15 protein-coding genes are annotated in these 21,029 nt (G+C 70.8%); 11 read left to right on the top strand and 4 right to left on the bottom strand.

The window, feature by feature from the left end:
* Positions 1–91 precede the first annotated feature (91 nt).
* Together ABZS64_RS19285 and ABZS64_RS19290 are read right to left on the bottom strand one after the other, a co-directional pair.
* Positions 92–673: a response regulator gene (locus ABZS64_RS19285; RefSeq protein ID WP_355830647.1), complete on the bottom strand. Its 582-nt coding sequence runs from the start codon at positions 671–673 to the stop codon at positions 92–94.
* A gap of 10 nt (positions 674–683) precedes the next feature.
* Entirely contained in the window at positions 684–4,796 is a 4,113-nt protein-coding gene (locus ABZS64_RS19290; protein WP_355830689.1) for a HAMP domain-containing protein, read from the bottom strand.
* 242 nt (positions 4,797–5,038) lie between these two features.
* Between ABZS64_RS19290 and ABZS64_RS19295 the strand changes: the two genes are divergently transcribed.
* Together ABZS64_RS19295 and hemW are read left to right on the top strand one after the other, a co-directional pair.
* Positions 5,039–6,994, top strand: coding sequence for an ATP-binding SpoIIE family protein phosphatase (locus ABZS64_RS19295; protein WP_355830692.1), 1,956 nt, complete (start codon positions 5,039–5,041; stop codon positions 6,992–6,994).
* Between the two features lie 76 nt (positions 6,995–7,070).
* Positions 7,071–8,303 (top strand): radical SAM family heme chaperone HemW, encoded by a 1,233-nt coding sequence (gene hemW / locus ABZS64_RS19300; protein WP_355830650.1) that lies wholly within the window; start codon positions 7,071–7,073, stop codon positions 8,301–8,303.
* 101 nt (positions 8,304–8,404) lie between these two features.
* Here hemW and ABZS64_RS19305 read toward each other — a convergent pair whose 3' ends face one another.
* A complete protein-coding gene (locus tag ABZS64_RS19305; RefSeq protein WP_355830653.1) occupies positions 8,405–9,229 on the bottom strand; it encodes a DUF3097 domain-containing protein in 825 nt (274 codons plus the stop codon).
* Between the two features lie 10 nt (positions 9,230–9,239).
* On the bottom strand, positions 9,240–9,962 hold the full coding sequence (locus ABZS64_RS19310; protein WP_355830656.1) for an MBL fold metallo-hydrolase: 723 nt from the start codon (positions 9,960–9,962) through the stop codon (positions 9,240–9,242).
* Between the two features lie 188 nt (positions 9,963–10,150).
* Between ABZS64_RS19310 and hrcA the strand changes: the two genes are divergently transcribed.
* The 9 genes from hrcA (at position 10,151) to ABZS64_RS19355 (ending at position 20,797) form a co-directional block, all read left to right on the top strand.
* The gene (hrcA, locus tag ABZS64_RS19315; RefSeq protein WP_355830694.1) at positions 10,151–11,176 is read left to right on the top strand and encodes a heat-inducible transcriptional repressor HrcA; all 1,026 of its coding nucleotides are present in this window, start codon (positions 10,151–10,153) and stop codon (positions 11,174–11,176) included.
* Positions 11,177–12,313: a molecular chaperone DnaJ gene (gene dnaJ / locus ABZS64_RS19320; RefSeq protein ID WP_355830658.1), complete on the top strand. Its 1,137-nt coding sequence runs from the start codon at positions 11,177–11,179 to the stop codon at positions 12,311–12,313.
* A 150-nt stretch (positions 12,314–12,463) separates the two neighbouring features.
* Complete coding sequence (locus ABZS64_RS19325; RefSeq protein WP_355830660.1) at positions 12,464–13,537, top strand: nitronate monooxygenase; 1,074 nt, start codon at positions 12,464–12,466, stop codon at positions 13,535–13,537.
* On the top strand, positions 13,534–14,277 hold the full coding sequence (locus ABZS64_RS19330) for a 16S rRNA (uracil(1498)-N(3))-methyltransferase (RefSeq protein ID WP_355830663.1): 744 nt from the start codon (positions 13,534–13,536) through the stop codon (positions 14,275–14,277). Before ABZS64_RS19325 ends, ABZS64_RS19330 begins: the two co-directional genes overlap by 4 nt.
* 188 nt (positions 14,278–14,465) lie before the next feature.
* Positions 14,466–14,987: a hypothetical protein gene (locus ABZS64_RS19335; protein WP_355830666.1), complete on the top strand. Its 522-nt coding sequence runs from the start codon at positions 14,466–14,468 to the stop codon at positions 14,985–14,987.
* Positions 14,988–15,049: 62 nt separating this feature from the next.
* Complete coding sequence (locus ABZS64_RS19340) at positions 15,050–18,253, top strand: PDZ domain-containing protein (protein WP_355830669.1); 3,204 nt, start codon at positions 15,050–15,052, stop codon at positions 18,251–18,253.
* A 237-nt stretch (positions 18,254–18,490) separates the two neighbouring features.
* Positions 18,491–18,850, top strand: a complete 360-nt coding sequence (locus ABZS64_RS19345) for a histidine triad nucleotide-binding protein (protein ID WP_355830672.1) — start codon at positions 18,491–18,493, stop codon at positions 18,848–18,850.
* A gap of 16 nt (positions 18,851–18,866) precedes the next feature.
* A complete protein-coding gene (locus tag ABZS64_RS19350; RefSeq protein ID WP_355830674.1) occupies positions 18,867–19,775 on the top strand; it encodes a ribonuclease Z in 909 nt (302 codons plus the stop codon).
* Positions 19,776–19,789: 14 nt separating this feature from the next.
* Positions 19,790–20,797: an adenosine deaminase gene (locus tag ABZS64_RS19355; protein ID WP_355830696.1), complete on the top strand. Its 1,008-nt coding sequence runs from the start codon at positions 19,790–19,792 to the stop codon at positions 20,795–20,797.
* The last annotated feature ends 232 nt before the right edge of the window (positions 20,798–21,029 follow it).

The raw sequence follows: 21,029 nt of genomic DNA on the forward strand, positions 1-21,029 counted from the left end.
CTTCCCCTGGGCTCCGCCCCGGACCCCGCGCCTCAAACGCCGGCGGGGCTGAATATTCAGCCCCGCCGGCGTTCGCGACGCCGAGCCCCAGCTACCTCCGCCCGCGGCGCAGGTCCGTCAGCAGTTCCTCCACCCGCGTCAACTGCACCTGCAGCTCCGGTGCATCCGCCGGGCCGCGCCGTCCCAGTTCCGTCTCTATCGTGGTCAGCCGCTCCGCGAACTCGCCCAGCTGCTCCTGCTCGCGTGCCAGCAGCCGCTCCAACTGGCGGTTCTTGCGGTGCAGATCGAGGAACACGTTCACCTTCGCCCGCAGCACCCACGGGTCGAAGGGCTTGGTCAGAAAGTCCGCCGCCCCCGTCGCGTACCCCCTGAAGGCATAGCCGCTGTCCGCCTCCGTCCCCGTCAGGAAGATGATCGGGACGTCCTTCGTCTGGTCCAGGCGCTTGATGTTGGACGCGGTCTCGAAGCCGTCCATGCCCGGCATCCGTACATCCAGCAGGACCACCGCGAACTTCTGCCGCAGCAGTGCCTTCATCGCCTCCTCTCCTGAACGGGCGCGGACCAACGGTTCGTTGAGGGACCCGAGTACGGCCTCCAAGGCGACGAGATTGTCCTCCATGTCGTCCACGAGGAGGATGCTCGCGCGGTCGGCGGTGGTCGCCTCTGTGCTCATCGTGTTTGCCTCACGTGATCGTCGGCGGGACAGCCGGCTCCCCATCGCCGGTTGGCTGTCCCGGTATTGCAGGTTTTTCTCCAGGCTCCGCGCCGTCCGGTCCGCTCGTCCCGCCCTCCGGATCCAGCAGGGCGCAGACGACGGTCAGCAGACGGTCGACATCCACAGGCTTGGGCACGTACTCGTTCGCGCCCTGGGCGATCGACTTCTCACGGTCCCCGGGCATCGCCTTGGCGGTGAGAGCGACGATCGGCAGATCCGTCCACAGCGGGCTCCGCCTGATCGCCTCGATCGTCTCGTAACCGTCCATCTCGGGCATCATGATGTCCATCAGGACCAGTTCGACGTCGGGGTTGCGCTCCAGGGTCTCGATGCCTTCCCGGCCGTTCTCCGCGTACAGCACGGGCATGCCCACCCTGCCCAGCACATGGGTGAGTGCGAAGACGTTGCGGATGTCGTCGTCGACGATGAGGACACGCCGGGCCGCAAGGATCCGGCCCGCCCGGCCCGCCTTCCACTCCTCCAGTTTGGTGGTCGTCGGCCAGCCGTCGTCCAGGTCCGGGCGTGGGTGGTGCTCGGCGTGGTGCCGCTCGGGCGAGGTCATCGGCACGTCTTGGACGTCATGGATTCCCTGGCCGTCGTGGAAGCCATCGCCGTCGGCGCCGACATGGCCGGGGTAGAGGACGGGGGCGTACAGCGTGAAGGTGGAGCCGCAGCCCGGCTCGCTCTCGGCGATGATGCGGCCGCCGAGCAGCCCCGCGATCTCGCGGCTGATGGACAGGCCAAGGCCCGTGCCGCCGTATTTGCGGTTGGTGGTGCCATCGGCCTGCTGGAACGCCTCGAAGATCACCGGCAGTTTCTCCCTCGCGATACCGATTCCGGTATCGGTGACGGCGAAGGCGATCAGGTCGTCCATGCCCTTGAGCAGCTTGTTGTCAGGGTCCTTGACCCGGCTCACCCTCAGCTCGACGCGGCCGGTGGAGGTGAACTTGATCGCGTTGGAGAGCAGATTGCGCAGGATCTGCTGGAGCCGCTGCTCGTCGGAGTACATCTCGCGCGGTACGTCCTCGCCGACCGCGACCTCGAAGGCAAGACCCCGGTCGAGCGTGATCGGGCGGAAGGTGGCGTGGACGTAGTCGAGCAGTTTGATCAGCGGCAGCTTCTTCGGGCGCACGTCCATCCGCCCTGCCTCGATCTTCGACAGGTCCAGGATGTCGTTGATCAGCTGGAGCAGGTCGGAGCCCGAGCGGTGGATCGTGGTGGCGAACTGCACTTCCTGGTCGGAGAGATGGCCGTCCGGATTGTCGGAGAGCAGCCGGGCGAGGATGAGCAGGGAGTTCAGCGGGGTGCGCAGCTCGTGCGACATGTTCGCCAGGAACTCCGACTTGTACTGCGAGGAGGTGGCGAGAAGGGCTGCCTTCTCCTCAAGCTCTGCGTTGGAGCGCTGCAACTTGGCCTGCTGCCGCTGGAGTTCGTCGGAGCGTTCCTGGAGCTGGACGGCCAGGCGCTGGGACTCGCCGAGCAGCGATTCCGTACGGGAGTTGGCGATGATGGTGTTGATCGCGACGCCGATGGTGTTGACGAACTGGTCGAAGAAGGCCAGGTGGACGTCGGAGAAGCGGGAGAAGGACGCCAGCTCGATCACGCCGAGCAGCTTGTCCTCGAAGAGAATCGGGATGATGACGACGCTGGCGGGGGATGCCTCACCAAGACCGGAGTTGATCTTGATGTAGTCCGGCGGGGCCTCCTCCAGGAGGATCCGCTTCTTCTCCAGGGCCGCCTGGCGCACAAGACCGTGACCCGGCATGCCGGTCGTGTCGATGGTGGACGACTGGGCCGAGCCGTAACCGGCGATGAAGGCCAGTCCCTTGGTGGTCGATGTCGTACGGGACGGAGTGCCGTCGCCGTCGGGGTCGGCCAGGAAGAACGCGCCGTACTGCGCGTTCACCAACGGGGTCAGCTCGCGCAGGATCAGGTCGGCGACCTCCATCAGATCGCGGTGGCCCTGCATCAGACCCGCCAGGCGGGCGAGATTGGACTCCAGCCAGTCCTTGGCGCGGGTGGTCTCGCGGAGGTTGGACACCATCAGGTTGATGTTGTCCTTGAGCTCGGAGACCTCGCCGCGGGTCTCGACGGTGATCGAGCGGGACATGTCGCCCTGGGCGACGGAGGACGCGACCTCGGCGATGGCGCGGACCTGGGTGGTGAGGTTGAGGGCCAGTTCATTCACGTTGGTCGTCAGGCGCTTCCAGGTGCCGTACACGCCCTCGACGCGGGCCTGGCCGCCCAGCTGGCCTTCGCTGCCCACCTCGCGGGCCACCCGCGTGACCTCGGAGGAGAAGGAGGAGAGCGTGTCCACCATGGTGTTGATGGTGGTCTTGAGCTCCAGGATCTCGCCGCGGGCGTCCACGTCGATCTTCTTGGACAGGTCGCCCTGGGCGACGGCCGTCGCCACCTGGGCGATGTTCCGCACCTGTGAAGTGAGGTTGTCGGCCATGTAGTTGACGTTGTCGGTGAGGTCCTTCCACAGGCCGGTGACGCCGAGGACCTGGGCGCGGCCGCCGAGCCTGCCGTCCGTACCGACCTCGCGGGCGACCCTGGTCACCTCGTCGCCGAAGGCGCGCAGCTGCTCCACCATCGTGTTGACGGTGTCCTTGAGCTCCAGGATCTCGCCGCGCGCATCCACGGTGATCTTCTTGGACAGGTCGCCGTTGGCGACGGCCGTGGTGACCTGGGCGATATTGCGGACCTGGGACGTCAGGTTGGAAGCCATGAAGTTGACGTTGTCCGTGAGGTCTTTCCAGACGCCGGAGACGCCGCGGACCTGGGCCTGGCCGCCGAGGTTTCCTTCCGTTCCCACTTCGCGGGCGACGCGGGTGACTTCGTCGGCGAAGGCGGAGAGCTGGTCGACCATGGTGTTGATGGTCGACTTCAGTTCCAGGATCTCGCCCTTCGCCTCGACCGTGATCTTCTTGCCGAGGTCGCCCTGGGCGACGGCCGTCGACACGAGGGCGATGTTCCGCACCTGTGAAGTGAGGTTGTCGGCCATGAAGTTGACGTTCTCGGTGAGGTCTTTCCAGACGCCCGAGACGCCGCGGACCTGGGCGCGGCCGCCGAGGTTTCCTTCCGTTCCCACTTCGCGGGCGACGCGGGTGACTTCGTCGGCGAAGGCGGAGAGCTGGTCGACCATGGTGTTGATGGTCGACTTCAGTTCCAGGATCTCGCCCTGCGCGTCGACGGTGATCTTCTGGGACAGGTCGCCGTTGGCGACGGCGGTGGTGACCTGGGCGATATTGCGGACCTGGGAGGTCAGGTTGGACGCCATGAAGTTGACGTTGTCCGTGAGGTCCTTCCAGACGCCGGACACACCGCGGACCTGGGCGCGGCCGCCCAGCCGGCCCTCCGTGCCCACCTCGCGGGCGACCCTCGTCACCTCGTCGGCGAAGGCCGAGAGCTGGTCCACCATCGTGTTGACGGTGAGCTTCAGCTCAAGCAGCTCGCCGGTCGCCTCGACCGTGACCGTACGGGTCAGGTCGCCGCGGGCGACAGCGGTGGTCACCGCTGCGATGTCCCGCACCTGCGCGGTCAGCCGGGAGGCCATGGTGTTGACCGCTTCTGTCACATCCCGCCAACTGCCGGACAGACCCTGCACCTTGGCCCGTCCGCCGAGCCTGCCCTCGGTCCCGACCTCGCGCGCGACCCGGGTCACTTCGCCCGTGAACAGCGACAGCTGGTCGACCATCTTGTTGACGGCGCGGCCCAGCCGGCGTAAATCTCCGCGCAACTGCCGGTTGCCGTCGTGCAGGTCGACCCGCTGGGTCAGATCCCCTCCGGCCACCGCGTCCAGCACTCGGGTGGCGTTCGCCGCGGGCACGACCAACGCGTCAAGGAGTGCGTTCGTGCTGTTCACGCCGGAGGTCCAGGCGCCCTGGCCGGGGCTGGCCGCCAGCCGGTCGTCGAGGCGCCCGTGGCGTACGACTTCCCTGCGCACACGGGTCAGTTCATCCGTGAAGTGCTGATTGCGCACCGCGATCTGGTTGAACATCGCGGCCAGCTCGGCGGACATGCCCTCATCGGTTTCCGTGACCCGTATCTTGAAGTCCCCGTCCCGCAGGGCCGTCATGGCGGCCAGCAGCGGGCGGAGCTCCGAGACACGGATCCAGGCACCGTCGGAGGGCGGCTGGGCAGGCGGCCGGAGGGCCGACTGGGGGGCCGGCTGGGCGGGAGACAAAGCACTCTGTTTGTTCATATCCGCCCACTTCAGTGACTCGGCGCTTATGGGCAGGCTCAGTCTGTCACTCTGTCGGTGTCATAAGCGGCGCATTGCCAGAACCGACCAGGAGCCGCACCGTGGGGTCCATTCCGATGCAGCGCGAAACCGTCCAACGCTCAACCCCGTTGTACCCACTACGGGATGACGCGCGGTCGGCTTCGCACACGAGTCTGCCCGGAAACACGCTCGCACCGTCCGCAGCCCGCCGTTTCGTACGGGCCGCACTCGCCGACTGGACCAGCCTCGGACTGCTCGCCACCTGCGGTTTCTGCCGGGGTACGACAGGCAATGGGGGCTGCCCGCCGGGCAGGCACAGTACGGACCGGCTCGCAGACGATGCCGTACTCATCGTCAACGAGCTCGTGACAAACGCCGTAGTCCATGCGGGCACCACCGTCGAACTCCTCTGCCGTCTCGAGGGGTCGGCCGACGGCGAGCCCGCCGCCCTGGTGATCGAGGTCTCCGACCACCACCCCGCCAGGACCGTACGCAACGAACCGCACGGCGAGGATCACACCGGCACCCCCGAATACGGGCGCGGCCTCCATCTCGTCGCCGCCCTCGCCGAACGCTGGGGCATCACCTATCTCGCGGCTCTCAAGACCATCTGGGCCCGTCTTCCCGTCGACGGCCTGGAATCCTGCCCGCTGCCCGGCGCCGAACCCGCGCTCCAGCGCGGGCTGCGCGCCGCCGAGATCCTCGCCCCCTCGCCGCGCCGCACCGTCCGCGAGGACCAGGACTGGGTCAGCCGGGGAGCGCTGTCCTTTCTCGCCGAAGCCTCGGACCTGCTCGCCGGACAGCTCGACGAGGACATGGTCGCGGCGCTCGCCGGACAGCTGCTCGTGCCACGGCTCGCCGACTGGTGCGCGATCTGGGTGGACGCGGAGGGCGGGCGCTCGGGATGGGGGACGGGCAGCCAGTCGGGGGCCGCGCCGCGGCTCGCCAGGGTCTGGCACAGCGACGAGTCCTGCATCGAGGAACTGCGGGAGGCTCTCAGCAAGGAGCCGCCGCCGCTGCTCGACAATCTGCGCAACGGTCCTGTGCCGATCCCCTGGCCGCGTGCGGGCGAACCGGGCGCGGGCGAGGGGACGGCGCTCGCCTACCGCCTCGTCACCGGCGGCCGGGGCATCGGGACGCTGCTCGTCGCCCGGCAGGGTCTGGCCCGCGTGCCCGACGAAGTCACCGCGCTGATCGAGGACTTCGCGCGGCGGCTCGCCCTCGCGATCGGAGCCGCCCGGCAGTACACCCGGCAGGCCACCATCAGCAAAGTGCTCCAGCGGGGGCTGCTGCCCGGCAAGGTCGGCGAGATCCCCGGCGTGGACCGCTTCCTCGTGTACGAGCCGAGCGACGACGGAGTCGCGGGCGGCGACTTCTACGACATCTTCCCGGCGGGCTCCGGCGGCCGCTGGTGCTTCATGCTCGGCGACGTTCAGGGCAGCGGGCCCGAGGCCGCCGTCGTCACCGGCCTCGCCCGGCCCTGGCTGCGGCTGCTCGCCCGCGAGGGCTACCAGGTGGGCGCGGTGCTCGACCGGCTGAACGGACTGCTGCTCGACGACGCCATGGAGGCGGCCGAGGCGGCAGCGCTGATGGTCGCCGCGGCAGGCGGCGTCCAGGGTCTGCCGGAGGGGCCGCAGGCCCGCTTTCTGTCCCTGCTCTACGGCGAGCTGGTGCGCTCCCCGCAGGGCGGTGTGCGGTGCACCGTCGCCAGTGCCGGGCATCCCTTGCCGCTGCTGCTGCGGCCGGACGGCCGGGTGCGTACGGCTGCGGAGCCGCAGGTGCTGCTCGGGGTCGTCGACGATGTGGCGTACCAGAGCCAGACTTTCGACCTGGAGCCCGGCGACACGCTGCTCTGCGTCACGGACGGGGTGACCGAGCGGCGCTCGGGGCCGTTGATGTTCGACGACGGGGACGGGCTTGCGCGGGTGCTCGCGGGGTGCGCGGGTTTGACCGCGCAGGGGATCGCGGAGCGGATCAAGCAGGCGGTGCACGAGTTCGCGGAGACGCCGCCGGGGGACGATCTGGCGCTGCTGGTGCTGCAGGCGCTGTAGCCGAGTTGCGGGTGCGTCCCGGGCGACGGCCCGAGTGACGTCCCGGGCGACGTGCGGAGTGACGGACAATGGGGGCATGCCTTCCGTACTGCCCGATGGTGAGCCCATGCCCGAGGACGGGGCGCTGCCCGCAGCAGCCCTCGAAGAGGCCGGTGACCGGCCGCTCGCCTTCTATCTGCATGTGCCGTACTGCGCGACCCGCTGCGGCTACTGCGATTTCAACACCTACACGGCGACCGAGCTGCGCGGCTCGGGCGGCGTCCTCGCCTCCCGCGACAACTACGCCGCGACGCTCGTCGACGAGGTGAGGCTGGCCCGCAAGGTGCTGGGCGCCGACCCGCGGCAGGTGAAGACGGTCTTCGTCGGGGGCGGTACGCCGACGCTGCTCGCTGCCTCCGATCTTGTACGGATGCTGGATGCCGTACGGGAGGAGTTCGGGCTCGCGGACGACGCGGAGATCACCACCGAGGCGAATCCGGACTCGGTGGATCCGGCGTATCTGGCCGAGCTGCGGGAGGGCGGCTTCAACCGGGTCTCCTTCGGGATGCAGAGCGCGAAGCAGCACGTCCTGAAGGTGCTGGACCGTACGCACACGCCCGGGCGGCCCGAGGCGTGCGTCGCCGAGGCGCGGGCGGCCGGCTTCGACCATGTGAACCTGGACCTGATCTACGGCACGCCCGGCGAGAGCGACGACGACTGGCGCGCCTCCCTGGCGGCGGCAGTGGGGGCGGGGCCCGACCACATCTCGGCGTACGCGCTGATCGTGGAGGAGGGCACGCAGCTGGCGCGGCGCATCCGGCGCGGCGAGGTGCCGATGACCGACGACGACGTCCACGCGGACCGCTATCTGATCGCGGACTCGGTGCTGGGGGACGCGGGCTTCGACTGGTACGAGGTCTCCAACTGGTCGACCTCGGACGCGGGCAGGTGCCTGCACAACGAGCTGTACTGGCGGGGCGCGGACTGGTGGGGCGCGGGACCGGGTGCCCACAGCCATGTCGGCGGGGTGCGGTGGTGGAACGTGAAGCACCCGGGAGCGTATGCGGCGGCGCTGGCTGACGGGCGGTCGCCGGGTGCGGGCCGTGAGGTGCTCGCGCCGGAGGACCGCCGGGTGGAGCGGGTGCTCCTGGAACTGCGCCTGCGCGAGGGCTGCGACCTGTCCCTGCTGCGCCCGGCGGGCCTCGCGGCGGCGGGCCGGGCACTGTCGGACGGCCTGCTGGAGCCGGGGCCGTACGGGGAGGGGCGTGCGGTGCTGACGCTCCGGGGGCGGTTGCTGGCGGACGCGGTGGTGCGGGACCTGGTGGACTGACGGGCGGTGCGGGGGTGCGCCTGCGGCGGGCCTGCCCCACCCCGCCCCTTCCCTGAACTGGGGCTCCGCCCCGGACCCCGCGCCTCAAACGCCGGCGGGGCTCAAATTTTCCCCGGCACCGTCACGAAGTCGATCAGTTCCTCCACCCGCCCCAGCAGCTCCGGCTCCAGGTCCTTGTACGACCGCACCCCCGACAGGATCCGCTGCCACGCCGCCCCCGTGTTCTCCGGCCAGCCCAGCGCCCGGCAGACGCTCGTCTTCCAGTCCTGGCCCCGCGGGACCGACGGCCATGCGCGGATGCCCACCGAGGACGGCTTCACCGCCTCCCACACGTCGATGTACGGGTGGCCCACCACCAGGACGTCCTCGCCCGTGACCTCCGCCGCGATGCGGGACTCCTTCGAGCCCGGGACCAGGTGGTCCACCAGCACACCCAGGCGGGCGTCCGGTCCGGGGGCGAAGTCGCGGACGATCGACGGAAGGTCGTCGATGCCCTCCAGGTATTCGACGACCACGCCCTCGATCCGCAGGTCGTCGCCCCACACCCGCTCCACCAGCTCCGCGTCGTGGCGGCCCTCGACGTAGATGCGCCCCGCCCGCGCCACCCTGGCGCGCGCCCCCGGGACCGCGACCGAGCCCGATGCGGTACGGGTCGGGCGCGCCGGAGCGGCGGCGGCTGGGCGGACGAGCGTGACGACGCGGCCCTCCAGCAGGAAGCCCCGCGGGACCATCGGGAACACCCGGTGTTTGCCGAAGCGGTCCTCCAGGGTGACCGTCGGCCCCTCCGACGTCTTCTCACAGCGGATCACCGCACCGCAGAAGCCCGTGCCGACCTCCTCCACGACCAGATCGGGCTCGGCCGGCACCTCGGGCGCGGGCTGCGACTTCTTCCAGGGCGGGGTCAGATCCGGGCTGTAGCTGCGCATTCGGCAGACGCTACGACACCCCGAAGCGCGCCGCCAGCACGTCGCGTTGGGCGCGTACGAAGGCCGCGTCGACCACCGCGCCGTGCCCCGGTACGTACAGCGCGTCCTCGCCGCCGAGGGACAGCAGCCGGTCCAGCGCCGCGGGCCAGCGGGACGGGATCGCGTCCGGGCCCGCCTGTGGTTCGCCGGACTCCTCGACCAGGTCGCCGCAGAACACGACCTCCGGGCTGCCGGGTACCAGGACGGCCAGATCGTGGCCCGAGTGTCCGGGGCCGACGTTCGCCAGGAGCACCTGGCGGCCGCCCAGGTCCAGCGTCCACTCCCCGCACACCAGATGGTGCGGCGCCACCAGCACGTCGGCCGCCTCCGCCGCATCGGCCTCGCCGACCCCGTGGTGTATCGCCGAGTCGCGGATCTCGTCCCGCTCGCGTTTCATCAACTCGGCGATGCCGACCGCGCCGTACACCTCCGCGCCTGAGAACGCCGCCGTCCCCAGCACATGGTCGAAGTGGGGATGGCTCAGTGCGATATGCGTCACCCGGCGGCCGCCGAGCAGCGCCTGCGCCTGGGCGCGCAGCTCGGCTCCCTCGCGGAGCGTCGAGCCCGTGTCGTACAGGAGGACACCGTCCTCACCGGCGACCAAACCGGTGGTCGCGTCCCAGACAGGAAGCCGCCGGCGCCCCACCCCGTCAGCCAGCCGCTCCCAGCCGAAGTCTTCCCAACTGACGTCCATACCGCGACGCTATCCGCAATCGACCAGCACTGTCCCCTCGCTACGCTGGGGATACCCCACCGCACGATCGTCGGCCGCCCTTGCTAGGGATGTACCCCACGGCCGTACACTGGCACGGGGAAATGCTGGCACTCGCACGCAACGAGTGCCAAGCAGTCACCGACGAATCACAGCTGGAGGTGTGCGCGATGCTCAGCGAACGCAGACTCGAGGTGCTGCGCGCCATCGTCCAGGACTATGTCGGCACCGAGGAGCCCGTCGGCTCCAAGGCGCTCACCGAGCGCCACAAGCTCGGCGTCTCCCCGGCCACCGTCCGCAATGACATGGCCGTGCTGGAGGAGGAAGGGTTCATCGCCCAGCCTCATACGAGTGCGGGACGCATCCCCACGGACAAGGGCTACCGGCTCTTCGTCGACAAGCTGGCCGGCGTCAAGCCGCTGTCGTCGCCCGAGCGCCGTGCCATCCAGAACTTCCTGGACGGAGCCGTCGACCTCGACGACGTCGTGGGCCGTACGGTACGGCTGCTGGCGCAGCTGACCCGGCAGGTCGCGGTGGTGCAGTACCCCTCGCTGACCCGGTCCACCGTCCGGCATGTGGAGCTCCTCTCCCTCGCGCCCGCCCGGCTCATGCTGGTGCTGATCACGGACACCGGACGTGTCGAGCAGCGCATGATCGACTGCCCCGCGCCCTTCGCGGACACCTCGCTCGCGGATCTGCGGGCCCGGCTCAACAGCCGGGTCGTCGGGCGCCGTTTCGCGGATGTGCCGCAGCTGGTGCAGGACCTTCCCGATTCCTTCGAGGCGGAGGACCGAGGGACTGTCTCCACAGTGCTCTCGACCCTGCTCGAAACCCTGGTCGAGGAGACCGAGGAGCGGCTGATGATCGGCGGCACCGCCAATCTGACGCGCTTCGGACACGACTTCCCGCTGACCATCCGGCCGGTGCTCGAAGCGCTCGAGGAGCATGTGGTGCTCCTCAAGCTGCTCGGCGAGGCCAAGGAGGCGGGCGGCATGGGCATGACCGTGAAGATCGGTCATGAGAACGCCCACGAGGGCCTCAACTCCACGTCCGTCGTCGCGGTCGGCTACGGTTCGGGCGACGAGGCAGTTGCCAAACTCGGCGTGGTCGGACCGACCCGCATGGACTACCCCGGAACGATGGGAGCGGTACGCGCAGTGGCACGTTACGTCGGACAGATCCTGGCGGAGTCGTAAGTGGCCACGGACTACTACGCCGTACTCGGCGTACGCCGCGACGCGTCCCAGGACGAGATCAAGAAGGCCTTCCGCCGGCTTGCCCGTGAACTCCACCCGGATGTGAATCCGGACCCGAAGACGCAGGAGCGCTTCAAGGAGATCAACGCCGCGTACGAGGTGCTCTCGGACCCGCAGAAGAAGCAGGTCTACGACCTCGGCGGGGACCCGCTCTCGCAGGCGGGCGGCGGTGGCGCGGGCGGCTTCGGAGCCGGTGGCTTCGGGAACTTCTCGGACATCATGGACGCGTTCTTCGGGACGGCTTCGCAGCGGGGGCCCAGGTCGCGTACGCGGCGGGGCCAGGACGCGATGATCCGCCTGGAGATCGAGCTCAACGAGGCGGCCTTCGGTACGACGAAGGACATCCAGGTCGACACGGCGGTCGTCTGTACGACGTGCTCGGGCGAGGGCGCGGCGCCGGGTACCTCGGCGCAGACCTGCGACATGTGCCGCGGCCGCGGCGAGGTCTCGCAGGTGACGCGGTCCTTCCTGGGCCAGGTCATGACGTCGCGGCCGTGCCCGCAGTGCCAGGGTTTCGGCACCGTTGTGCCGACGCCGTGCCCCGAATGCGCCGGCGACGGCCGTGTCCGGTCCCGCCGGACGCTGACGGTCAAGATCCCCGCCGGTGTCGACAACGGCACGCGCATCCAGCTCGCGGGCGAGGGCGAGGTCGGCCCGGGCGGCGGTCCCGCCGGTGACCTGTACGTCGAGATCCACGAACTGCCGCACCCGGTCTTCCAGCGCCGGGGCGACGATCTGCACTGCACGGTGACCATCCCCATGACGGCGGCGGCGCTGGGCACGAAGTGCCCGCTGGAGACGCTGGACGGCGTGGAGGACGTAGACATCCGCCCGGGCACGCAGTCGGGCCAGTCGATCCCGCTGCACGGGCGCGGCATCACGCACCTGCGGGGCGGCGGCCGTGGCGACCTGATCGTGCACGTCGAGGTGATGACCCCGACGAAGATGGACACGGAGCAGGAGAGGCTGCTGCGGGACCTGGCGAAGCTGCGGGGCGAGGAGCGGCCGACGGGGCAGTTCCAGCCGGGGCAGCAGGGGCTGTTCTCCCGCCTGAAGGACGCGTTCAACGGCAGGTAGGTCTGGGCTCTGCGCCGGGACCCCCCGCGCCTCAGCCGCCGGACGGGCCGGAAACGCAGCCCGTCCGGCGATTGAGGACACCTACCGCACCCGCGACGGTTGCGGAACGGCCGATTCGGTGCGGCGCGGGCGGCATGGCACCATGCCTGCATGTCCTCCGCACTGACCGATCTTTGCCGTCATCCGATCGTGCAGGCCCCCATGGCGGGCGGCGCCTCCTGCCCCCAGCTCGCCGCCGCCGTGTCCGAAGCCGGTGGGCTCGGATTCCTGGCTGCCGGATACAAGACCGCGGACGGCATGTACCAGGAGGTCAAACAGGTCCGCGGGCTCACCACGCAGCCCTTCGGCGTCAATCTCTTCATGCCGCAGCCCAGCACCGCCGACCACGGTGCCGTCGAGGTCTACCGGCATCAGCTCGCCGGTGAGGCCGCCTGGTACGAGACGCCCCTCGGCGACCCCGACTCCGGGCGCGACGACGGCTACGAGGCAAAACTGGCCATCCTCCTCGACGACCCCGTACCCGTCGTCTCGTTCACCTTCGGCTGCCCGACCCGCGATGTGCTCGACTCCTTCGCCAAGGCCGGGACCTTCACCGTCGTCACCGTCACCACGCCGGAAGAGGCGCAGGCCGCGCAGTGGGCAGGGGCCGACGCCGTGTGTGTGCAGGGCGTCGAGGCCGGCGGCCACCAGGGCACCCACCGCGACGACCCCGAGACCGACGGCGCCGGGATCGGGCTGCTGTCGCTCATCGCGCTGGTCCGCGAGACCGTGCAGCTTCCGGTCATCGCCGCGGGTGGCCTGATGCGCGGCGGCCAGATCGCGGGCGCGCTCGCGGCCGGGGCGGTTGCGGGGCAGCTCGGGACCGCGTTCCTGGTCTGCCCCGAGTCCGGCGCGAATGCGCTGCACAAGCAGGCCATGACGAATCCTTTGTTCGTACGCACCGAACTCACCCGCGCCTTCTCCGGGCGGCCCGCCCGCGGCCTCGTCAACCGCTTCATGCGCGAGCACGGCCCGTACGCCCCCGCCGCCTACCCCCAGGTGCACCATCTGACGAGCGGCCTGCGCAAGGCCGCGGCGAAGGCGGGCGACCCGCAGGGCATGGCGCTCTGGGCAGGACAGGGCCACCGGCTGGCGCGTGACCTGCCTGCGGGTCGGCTGGTCGAGGTCCTCGTCGCCGAGACCGACTCCGCGCGGGCGGCTCTGGCGCTGGGTGGTTCGCGATGACCGCGCCGGTATTCGTCGTCGACTCGCTGGAGGGCGTCGGACCCGGGGCGACCGTCACCCTGGACGGTCCGGAGGGGCGGCACGCCGTCTCCGTGCGCAGGCTGCAGCCCGGCGAGGAGATCGTGCTGACGGACGGCCGAGGCCGCGGTGCGGCGGGGGTCGTCGTACGGACCGAGGGCAAGGACCGGCTGATCGTCGAACCGCGGGAGTTTCCGGCGGAACCGGAGCCGACGCCCCATATCACCGTCGTCCAGGCGCTGCCGAAGGGCGACCGTGGTGAACTCGCCGTCGAGACCATGACGGAGACCGGTGTGGACGCGGTCGTGCCGTGGGCTGCCGCGCGCTGCATCACGCAGTGGAAGGGCGAGCGGGCCGCCAAGTCGCTGGCGAAGTGGCGGGCGACGGCGCGCGAGGCGGGCAAACAGTCGCGCCGGCTGCGCTTCCCGGAGGTCGCGGACGCGGCAACGACCAAGCAGGTTGCGTCACTTCTGGCCGAAGCGGATTTCGCGGCGGTGCTCCACGAGGAGGGCGCGGAGCCGCTGGCCACCGCGGAACTCCCCGCGGAGGGGTCGATCGTGCTGGTGGTGGGGCCCGAAGGGGGCGTGTCCCCGGAGGAGTTGGCGGTGTTCGCGGAGGCGGGGGCGAAGCCGTACCGGCTGGGCCGGAGTGTGCTGCGCACCTCGACGGCGGGCACGGCGGCAACGGCGCTCCTCCTGACCCGCACGGGCCGCTGGTCCTAGGTCCTGTCCGGCCGATCTTGCCGGGCTCGCGTGCCAGACCCCGCTCCCTGATCCGGCCTGATCGACCGGACAGGACCTAGGCCCGGGGCCCGGGGGCGGAGGCCCCCGTTCGGGAACGCCCGCCCGCGCGAGCGATGATGGCGGCAAGCGGTCTACCGCACTCCCCAGCGCAGTGGGAGGCTCCCCTCATGGGGGCCTTGAGACGAGTACTCCACCGCCGCATCCTCGCCGCAATCTGTGCTTCCGGGGCCGCAGTTGCCGGCGTGGCCGCCTGTGAGCCGGTCGCCGGTGGGCTCAATTCCGTTGCCGTCGCGGTCACTACCGACCGGACCGGGACCAGCACCCTGGAGCGCATCGGGTTTCATGTGCGCTGGCTCAGCTGCACGGCGAACGTCGACGGCGGCAAGGCGGGTGCTACCGCCTCCGCATCGCCGTCCAGGCCGAGCGTGGCCACCGTCGACTGTCAGGGCGAGACCGAGTCGGGGCAGAAGATCACGCTCAAGGGCAAGGTGACGGACGAGCGTTCAGGCAAGTGTGTACGCGGTGATCTCGTCGGCAAGGTGGACGGCAAGGTCGTCTTCGAGGCCAGTGTGCTCGGCAACTGCAACGCCGCGCCCAGCAGCACCCCGGCCACCAGGACACCGGGCGGGCCGTCGCGTCCCACCGTCACCGTGACGGTGACCGTGACCGCAGACCCGCCGGGCAAGTGACCCGCCGGGCAAGTGATCCGAAAGCCGTGACCCCGCGGCGGGCACCTGCCTAGGGTGACTGTGTGACGCACCCTGCCTACCTCCGGTATCCGCATGTCCACGGCGAGTTGATCGCCTTCACCGCAGAGGACGACGTCTGGGTCGCCCCGCTCGACGGCGGCCGCGCGTGGCGCGTGAGCGCCGACAACGTTCCGGTGAACCATCCGAGGATCTCGCCCGACGGTACGCACATAGCGTGGTCCTCGCAGCGGGCAGGCGCCCCCGAGGTCCATCTGGCGCCCATCGACGGCGGGCCCGCCGACCGGCTGACGTACTGGGGCAGCGCCAAGACGTCCGTCCGCGGCTGGACCCCGGACGGCGAGGTCCTCGCGATCAGCACGCACGGCCAGGCCACGCTGCGCCGCACCTGGGCGCGTGCCGTGCCGCTCGACGGCGGGCCCGCGGCCGTGCTGCCGTACGGGCCCGTGGGCGATGTGGCGCACGGGCCGCACACCGTGCTCCTCTCCGCCACGATGGGGCGGGAGGCCGCCGCCTGGAAGCGCTACCGGGGCGGCACGGCAGGCAAGTTGTGGATCGACCGGGACGGCGAGGGGGAGTTCGTACGCCTCCACGAGGAGCTCGAAGGGAACATCGAGTACCCGCTGTGGGTGGGGGACCGGATCGCCTTCCTCTCCGACCACGAAGGCGTCGGCGCCGTCTACTCGTCGGCGGCTGACGGCTCCGACCTGCGGCGGCACACCCCCGTCGACGGCTTCTACGCCCGCCACGCCGCCACCGACGGCACCCGCGTCGTCTACGCCTCCGCCGGTGAACTGTGGCTCATCGACGGCCTGGACGGCGCCGAGCCCCGCCGTCTCGACATCCGTCTCGGCGGCCAGCGCACCGATCTGCGCCCCCGCCCCGTCAAGGCCGACCGATTCCTCGGCACAGCGACCCCCGACCACACGGGCCGCGGCAGCGCCGTGGAGATCCGCGGCGGCGTCCACTGGGTCACCCACCGGGAGGGGCCCGCGCGTGCGCTCGCCGCGGAGCCGGGGGTTCGGGCCAGGCTGCCCCGCACCTTCCGCGTGGAGGGCGAGGAGCAGGTCGTCTGGGTCACCGACGCCGAGGGCGACGACGCACTCGAATTCGCCCCGGCCACCGGACCGGCGCCCGGTGCGACACCCCGCAGGCTCGGCGCCGGACGGCTCGGCCGCGTACTGAGCCTGGCCGTCGCTCCCGACGGCAGCCGCGCCGCCGTCGCCTCGCACGACGGCCGCGTCCTGCTCGTCGAACGCGACTCGGGCGAGATCCGCGAGGTCGACCGCAGCGAGCACGGCGAAGCCACCGGTCTCGCCTTCTCGCCCGACTCCGGCTGGCTCGCCTGGTCGCACGCGGGCCCTGACCCGCTGCGCCAGCTCAAACTCGCCAACACCTCCGATCTGGCGGTCTCCGAGGCGACCCCGCTGCGTTTCTGCGACTACCAGCCCGCCTTCACGCTCGACGGAAAGCACCTCGCGTTCCTCTCCGAGCGCGCCTTCGACCCGGTCTACGACACCCATGTCTTCGACCTTGCCTTCGTCGGCGGCTGCCGCCCGCATCTGATCACGCTGGCGGCCACCACGCCCTCGCCGTTCGGGCCGCAGCGCCACGGGCGGGCGTTCGAGACGGACAAGGACAAGGACCACAGCAGGCAGGACGCCGAGGAGAGCGGCGTCCCGGTGACCCGTATCGACCTCGAAGGGCTCGCCGACCGGATAGTGCCCTTCCCGGTCGAGGCCGCCAGTTACTCCACGCTGTCCGCCGCCAAGGACGGGCTGCTGTGGCTGCGCCACCCGCTGCGCGGCGTCCTCGGCGCGACCCGCGCGACCCCCGACGACCCGGGGCCCAGGACCGCCCTGGAGCGGTACGACCTGACGCAGCAGCGCATCGAGGAGCTCTCGTCGGACGCGACGAGCTTCTCCGTCAGCGGCGACGGCAAGCGGGTGCTGCTGTACACCGAGGGCAAGCTCAAGGTGGTTCCGAGCGACCGCAGGGCCTCACGGGACGAGGAGAGCGACACCAACATCACCGTCGATCTCTCGCGGGTGCGCGGCAGTGTCGACCCTGCCGCCGAGTGGCGGCAGATGTACGACGAAGCCGGGCGCCTCATGCGCGACAACTTCTGGCGCGCTGACCTCGGCGGCGTCGACTGGGACGGCGTACTGGACCGCTACCGCCCGGTCCTGTCGCGCGTGGCCACCCACGACGATCTGATCGATCTGCTCTGGGAGGTGCAGGGCGAGCTCGGCACCTCGCACGCCTACGTCACGCCGCGCTTCGGATACGGAAGCGCGACGACCCGCCAGGGCCTGCTGGGCGCCGACATCTCCCGCGCGGCGGACGGCGCCTGGCGCATCGACCGCATCCTGCCCTCCGAGACGTCCGACCCGAACGCCCACTCGCCGCTCGCCGCGCCCGGTGTCGCTGTGCGCGCGGGCGACGCGATCCTCGCGGTGGACGGCAGACCGGTGGATCCCGTCGCCGGGCCCGGACCGCTGCTCGTGGGCGCGGCGGGCAAGCCCGTCGAACTGACCGTCTCCCCGGCCGGCGGCGGCGATCCGCGCCACGCCGTCGTCGTACCGCTCGCCGACGAGGAACCGCTGCGTTACCACGCGTGGGTCGCGGACCGGCGTGCCTACGTCCACGAGAAGTCCGGTGGCCGCCTCGGCTATCTGCACGTCCCCGACATGCAGGCGCCGGGCTGGGCCCAGATCCACCGCGATCTGCGGATCGAGGTCGCCTGCGAGGGCCTGGTCGTGGATGTGCGCGAGAACCGCGGCGGGCATACGTCGCAGCTCGTCGTCGAGAAACTGGCGCGGCGGATCGTGGGCTGGGACCTGCCGCGCGGGATGCAGGCGTTCAGCTATCCGCAGGACGCGCCGCGCGGCCCGGTCGTCGCGGTGGCGAACGAGTTCTCGGGATCGGACGGGGACATCGTCAACGCGGCGATCAAGGCACTCGGCATCGGCCCGGTGGTGGGCACCCGGACCTGGGGCGGAGTCATCGGCATCGACAGCCGGTACTCCCTGGTGGACGGGACGCTGGTCACCCAGCCCAAGTACGCCTTCTGGCTGGAGGGCTACGGCTGGGGCGTGGAGAACCACGGTGTCGACCCGGACGTGGAGGTGGTGATGACCCCGCAGGACCATGCGGCGGGGCGCGACCCGCAACTGGACGAGGCGGTACGGATGGCGCTCGCGGTGCTCACGGAGAACCCGGCGAAGTCCCCGCCGGAGCTTCCGTAGGACTCCGCCGCCGCGCCGGGCGCCGGTTCCCCGAGCGGGGACCGCGCCCGGCGTTCGCGTGGCGCGGGCTGCGTGCTCCGCGGCCCGCGCGCGAAGCCCACCATCAGGAGCGCGCGGCTCGCCCGCGAAGCCCACCACCGGGCAGCAACCGTCAACGCCCCTTGCCCACGGCGTCCGCGAACCCGGCCACTCGATACGATGCAAGCCGTAGTGGACGCACGCGAGGAGGACCCCGGCATGGCGGGAGAACCGCAGGCTGACTGCCTGTTCTGCAAGATCGTCGCGGGGGAGGTGCCCGCGACCGTGGTACGGGAGACCGAGCGGATCGTCGCCTTCCGTGACATCAACCCCCAGGCCCCGACGCACATCCTGGTCATCCCCAAGGCGCACTACCGCGACGCCGCGACCCTCGCCGCAGCCGAGCCGGAGCTCGCCGCCGATGTGCTGCGCGAGGCCGGCGAGGTCGCCGCCGAGGAGAAGGTCGACGGCGCCGGGTACCGGATCGTCTTCAACACCGGATCCGGCGCGGGCCAGACCGTCTTCCACGCCCACGCGCACCTGCTGGGCGGCCGCGGCCTCGAATGGCCCCCGGGATAACGAAAGCCGACTCACCTTGTCCGTACGTGAATTGGTAGTGCTCGGCACCGCCAGCCAGGTCCCGACCCGGCACCGCAACCACAACGGCTACCTCCTGCGCTGGGACGGCGAAGGCATACTCTTCGACCCGGGCGAGGGCACCCAGCGCCAGATGCTGCGGGCCGGGGTGGCCGCCCACGACATCAACCGGATCTGCGTCACGCACTTCCACGGCGACCACTCGCTCGGCCTCGCCGGGGTGATCCAGCGCATCAACCTCGACCGGGTCCCGCACGAAGTCTCCGCGCACTACCCGAAGAGCGGGCAGCGCTTCTTCGACCGGCTGCGGTACGCGACGGCCTATCGCGAGACCGTCGAGCTGGTCCAGGCGCCGGTCGCTGCCGACGGGGTGCTGGCCGAGAACGGTGCGTACACCCTCGAAGCCCGCAAGCTCTCGCACCCCGTCGAGTCGTACGGCTACCGCATCACCGAGCCGGACGGCCGCCGGATGCTGCCGGAGAAGCTCGCCGCGCACGGGATCAAGGGCCCCGACGTGGGGCGGCTCCAGCGCGAGGGCGAGGTGAACGGCGTCACGCTGGCCGAGGTCAGCGAGGTGCGCAGAGGACAGCGGTTCGCGTTCGTCATGGACACCCGGCTCTGCGACGGCGTGCACGCGCTCGCGGACGGCTGCGACATGCTCGTCATCGAGTCCACCTTCCTCGACGAGGACGAACAACTGGCCACGGACCACGGCCACTTGACCGCCGGGCAGGCGGCCCGGGTGGCGCGCGACGCCGGGGTGCGGCATCTGGTGCTCACGCACTTCTCGCAGCGGTACCACGACCCGGACGAATTCGAACGGCAGGCACGCGCGGCCGGGTTCGAGGGCGAGCTGACCATCGCCAAGGACCTGTTGCGCGTCCCCCTGCCCAAACGTCACCAGTGAGCGAGACGAGAGCCGTGCCCCTCCCCAAGGCCGAACTGCACCTCCACATCGAAGGCACCCTCGAACCCGAGCTCGCCTTCGCCCTGGCCGCGCGCAACGGCGTGGAGCTGCCGTACAAGGACACCGAAGAGCTGCGTCGCGCCTACCTCTTCCAGGACCTTCAGTCCTTCCTCGATCTCTACTACGGCCTGATGGCCGTACTGCACACCGAGGACGACTTCGCCGAACTGGCCGAGGCTTATCTGGCGCGCGCCGCCGGGCAGGGCGTACGTCATGCGGAGATCTTCTTCGACCCGCAGGCGCACACGGCGCGCGGCGTCGAGCTGGGCACGGTCGTCGAAGGGCTGGGCCGTGCGCTGGACCGCAGCGAGGAGCGGCACGGCATCTCGACGCGGCTGATCATGTGCTTCCTGCGGGACGAGTCCGCCGAGTCGGCGATGGAGACACTCGCGGCCGCGAAGCCGTATCTGCACCGGATCACTGCGGTGGGCCTGGACTCGGCGGAGGCCGGGCATCCGCCGTCGAAGTTCCGCGAGGTGTACGAGGCCGCGGCGGCGCTGGGCCTGCGCCGGGTCGCCCACGCGGGCGAGGAGGGCCCGCCGGCGTACATCGCCGAGGCCCTGGACGTCCTCGGCGTGGAGCGCATCGACCACGGGCTGCGCTGCATGGAGGACCCGCGGCTCGTCGAGCGACTGGTACGGGAGCGGGTCCCGCTGACGCTCTGCCCGTTGTCGAACGTCCGCCTGCGGGCGGTCGACACCCTGGAGGACCACCCACTGGCCCGGATGATGACCGCGGGCCTGCTGTGCACGGTGAACTCGGACGACCCGGCGTACTTCGGCGGCTATGTCGGGGACACGTTTCATGCGGTGCGGGAGGCGCTGGGGCTGGACGAGGAGCGGCTGCGGGAGCTGGCGCGGAACTCGTTCGCGGCGGCGTTTCTGGATGACGACGAGCCGCGGCGGGCGCGGCTGATCGCTGAGGTGGAGGCGTACGACTTCGAGACCGAGCGGCCGGAGTAGGCGGGCGGTGCGAGGTGCGCCTGCGGCGGGCTTGTTCCCCTACCCGCCCCTTCCCGACTGGGGTCCGCCCCAGACCCCGCGCCTCAAACGCCGGCGGGGCTGAATTTCAGCCCGTCCGGCGTTTGAGGACACGCGCGAAGCGCGTACGGGGGTCTGGGGCTTGCCCCCCCCCCACGCGGCGGAGCCGCAAATGTCACAGCCGGGATGGGGGTACCTCCCACGGCCGCCAGGC

Source organism: Streptomyces sp. NPDC005408 (assembly GCF_040606445.1).
Classification (GTDB): Bacteria; Actinomycetota; Actinomycetes; order Streptomycetales; family Streptomycetaceae; genus Streptomyces.

Bases quoted from the DNA above. Each gene is read 5' to 3' on its own strand.
- ABZS64_RS19285 (WP_355830647.1), bottom strand. From the start codon at position 673: ATGAGCACAGAGGCGACCACCGCCGACCGCGCGAGCATCCTCCTCGTG.
- ABZS64_RS19290 (WP_355830689.1), bottom strand. From the start codon at position 4,796: ATGACGGCCCTGCGGGACGGGGACTTCAAGATACGGGTCACGGAAACC.
- ABZS64_RS19295 (WP_355830692.1), top strand. From the start codon at position 5,039: ATGCAGCGCGAAACCGTCCAACGCTCAACCCCGTTGTACCCACTACGG.
- hemW (WP_355830650.1), top strand. From the start codon at position 7,071: ATGCCTTCCGTACTGCCCGATGGTGAGCCCATGCCCGAGGACGGGGCG.
- ABZS64_RS19305 (WP_355830653.1), bottom strand. From the start codon at position 9,229: ATGCGCAGCTACAGCCCGGATCTGACCCCGCCCTGGAAGAAGTCGCAG.
- ABZS64_RS19310 (WP_355830656.1), bottom strand. From the start codon at position 9,962: ATGGACGTCAGTTGGGAAGACTTCGGCTGGGAGCGGCTGGCTGACGGG.
- hrcA (WP_355830694.1), top strand. From the start codon at position 10,151: ATGCTCAGCGAACGCAGACTCGAGGTGCTGCGCGCCATCGTCCAGGAC.
- ABZS64_RS19325 (WP_355830660.1), top strand. From the start codon at position 12,464: ATGTCCTCCGCACTGACCGATCTTTGCCGTCATCCGATCGTGCAGGCC.
- ABZS64_RS19330 (WP_355830663.1), top strand. From the start codon at position 13,534: ATGACCGCGCCGGTATTCGTCGTCGACTCGCTGGAGGGCGTCGGACCC.
- ABZS64_RS19335 (WP_355830666.1), top strand. From the start codon at position 14,466: ATGGGGGCCTTGAGACGAGTACTCCACCGCCGCATCCTCGCCGCAATC.
- ABZS64_RS19345 (WP_355830672.1), top strand. From the start codon at position 18,491: ATGGCGGGAGAACCGCAGGCTGACTGCCTGTTCTGCAAGATCGTCGCG.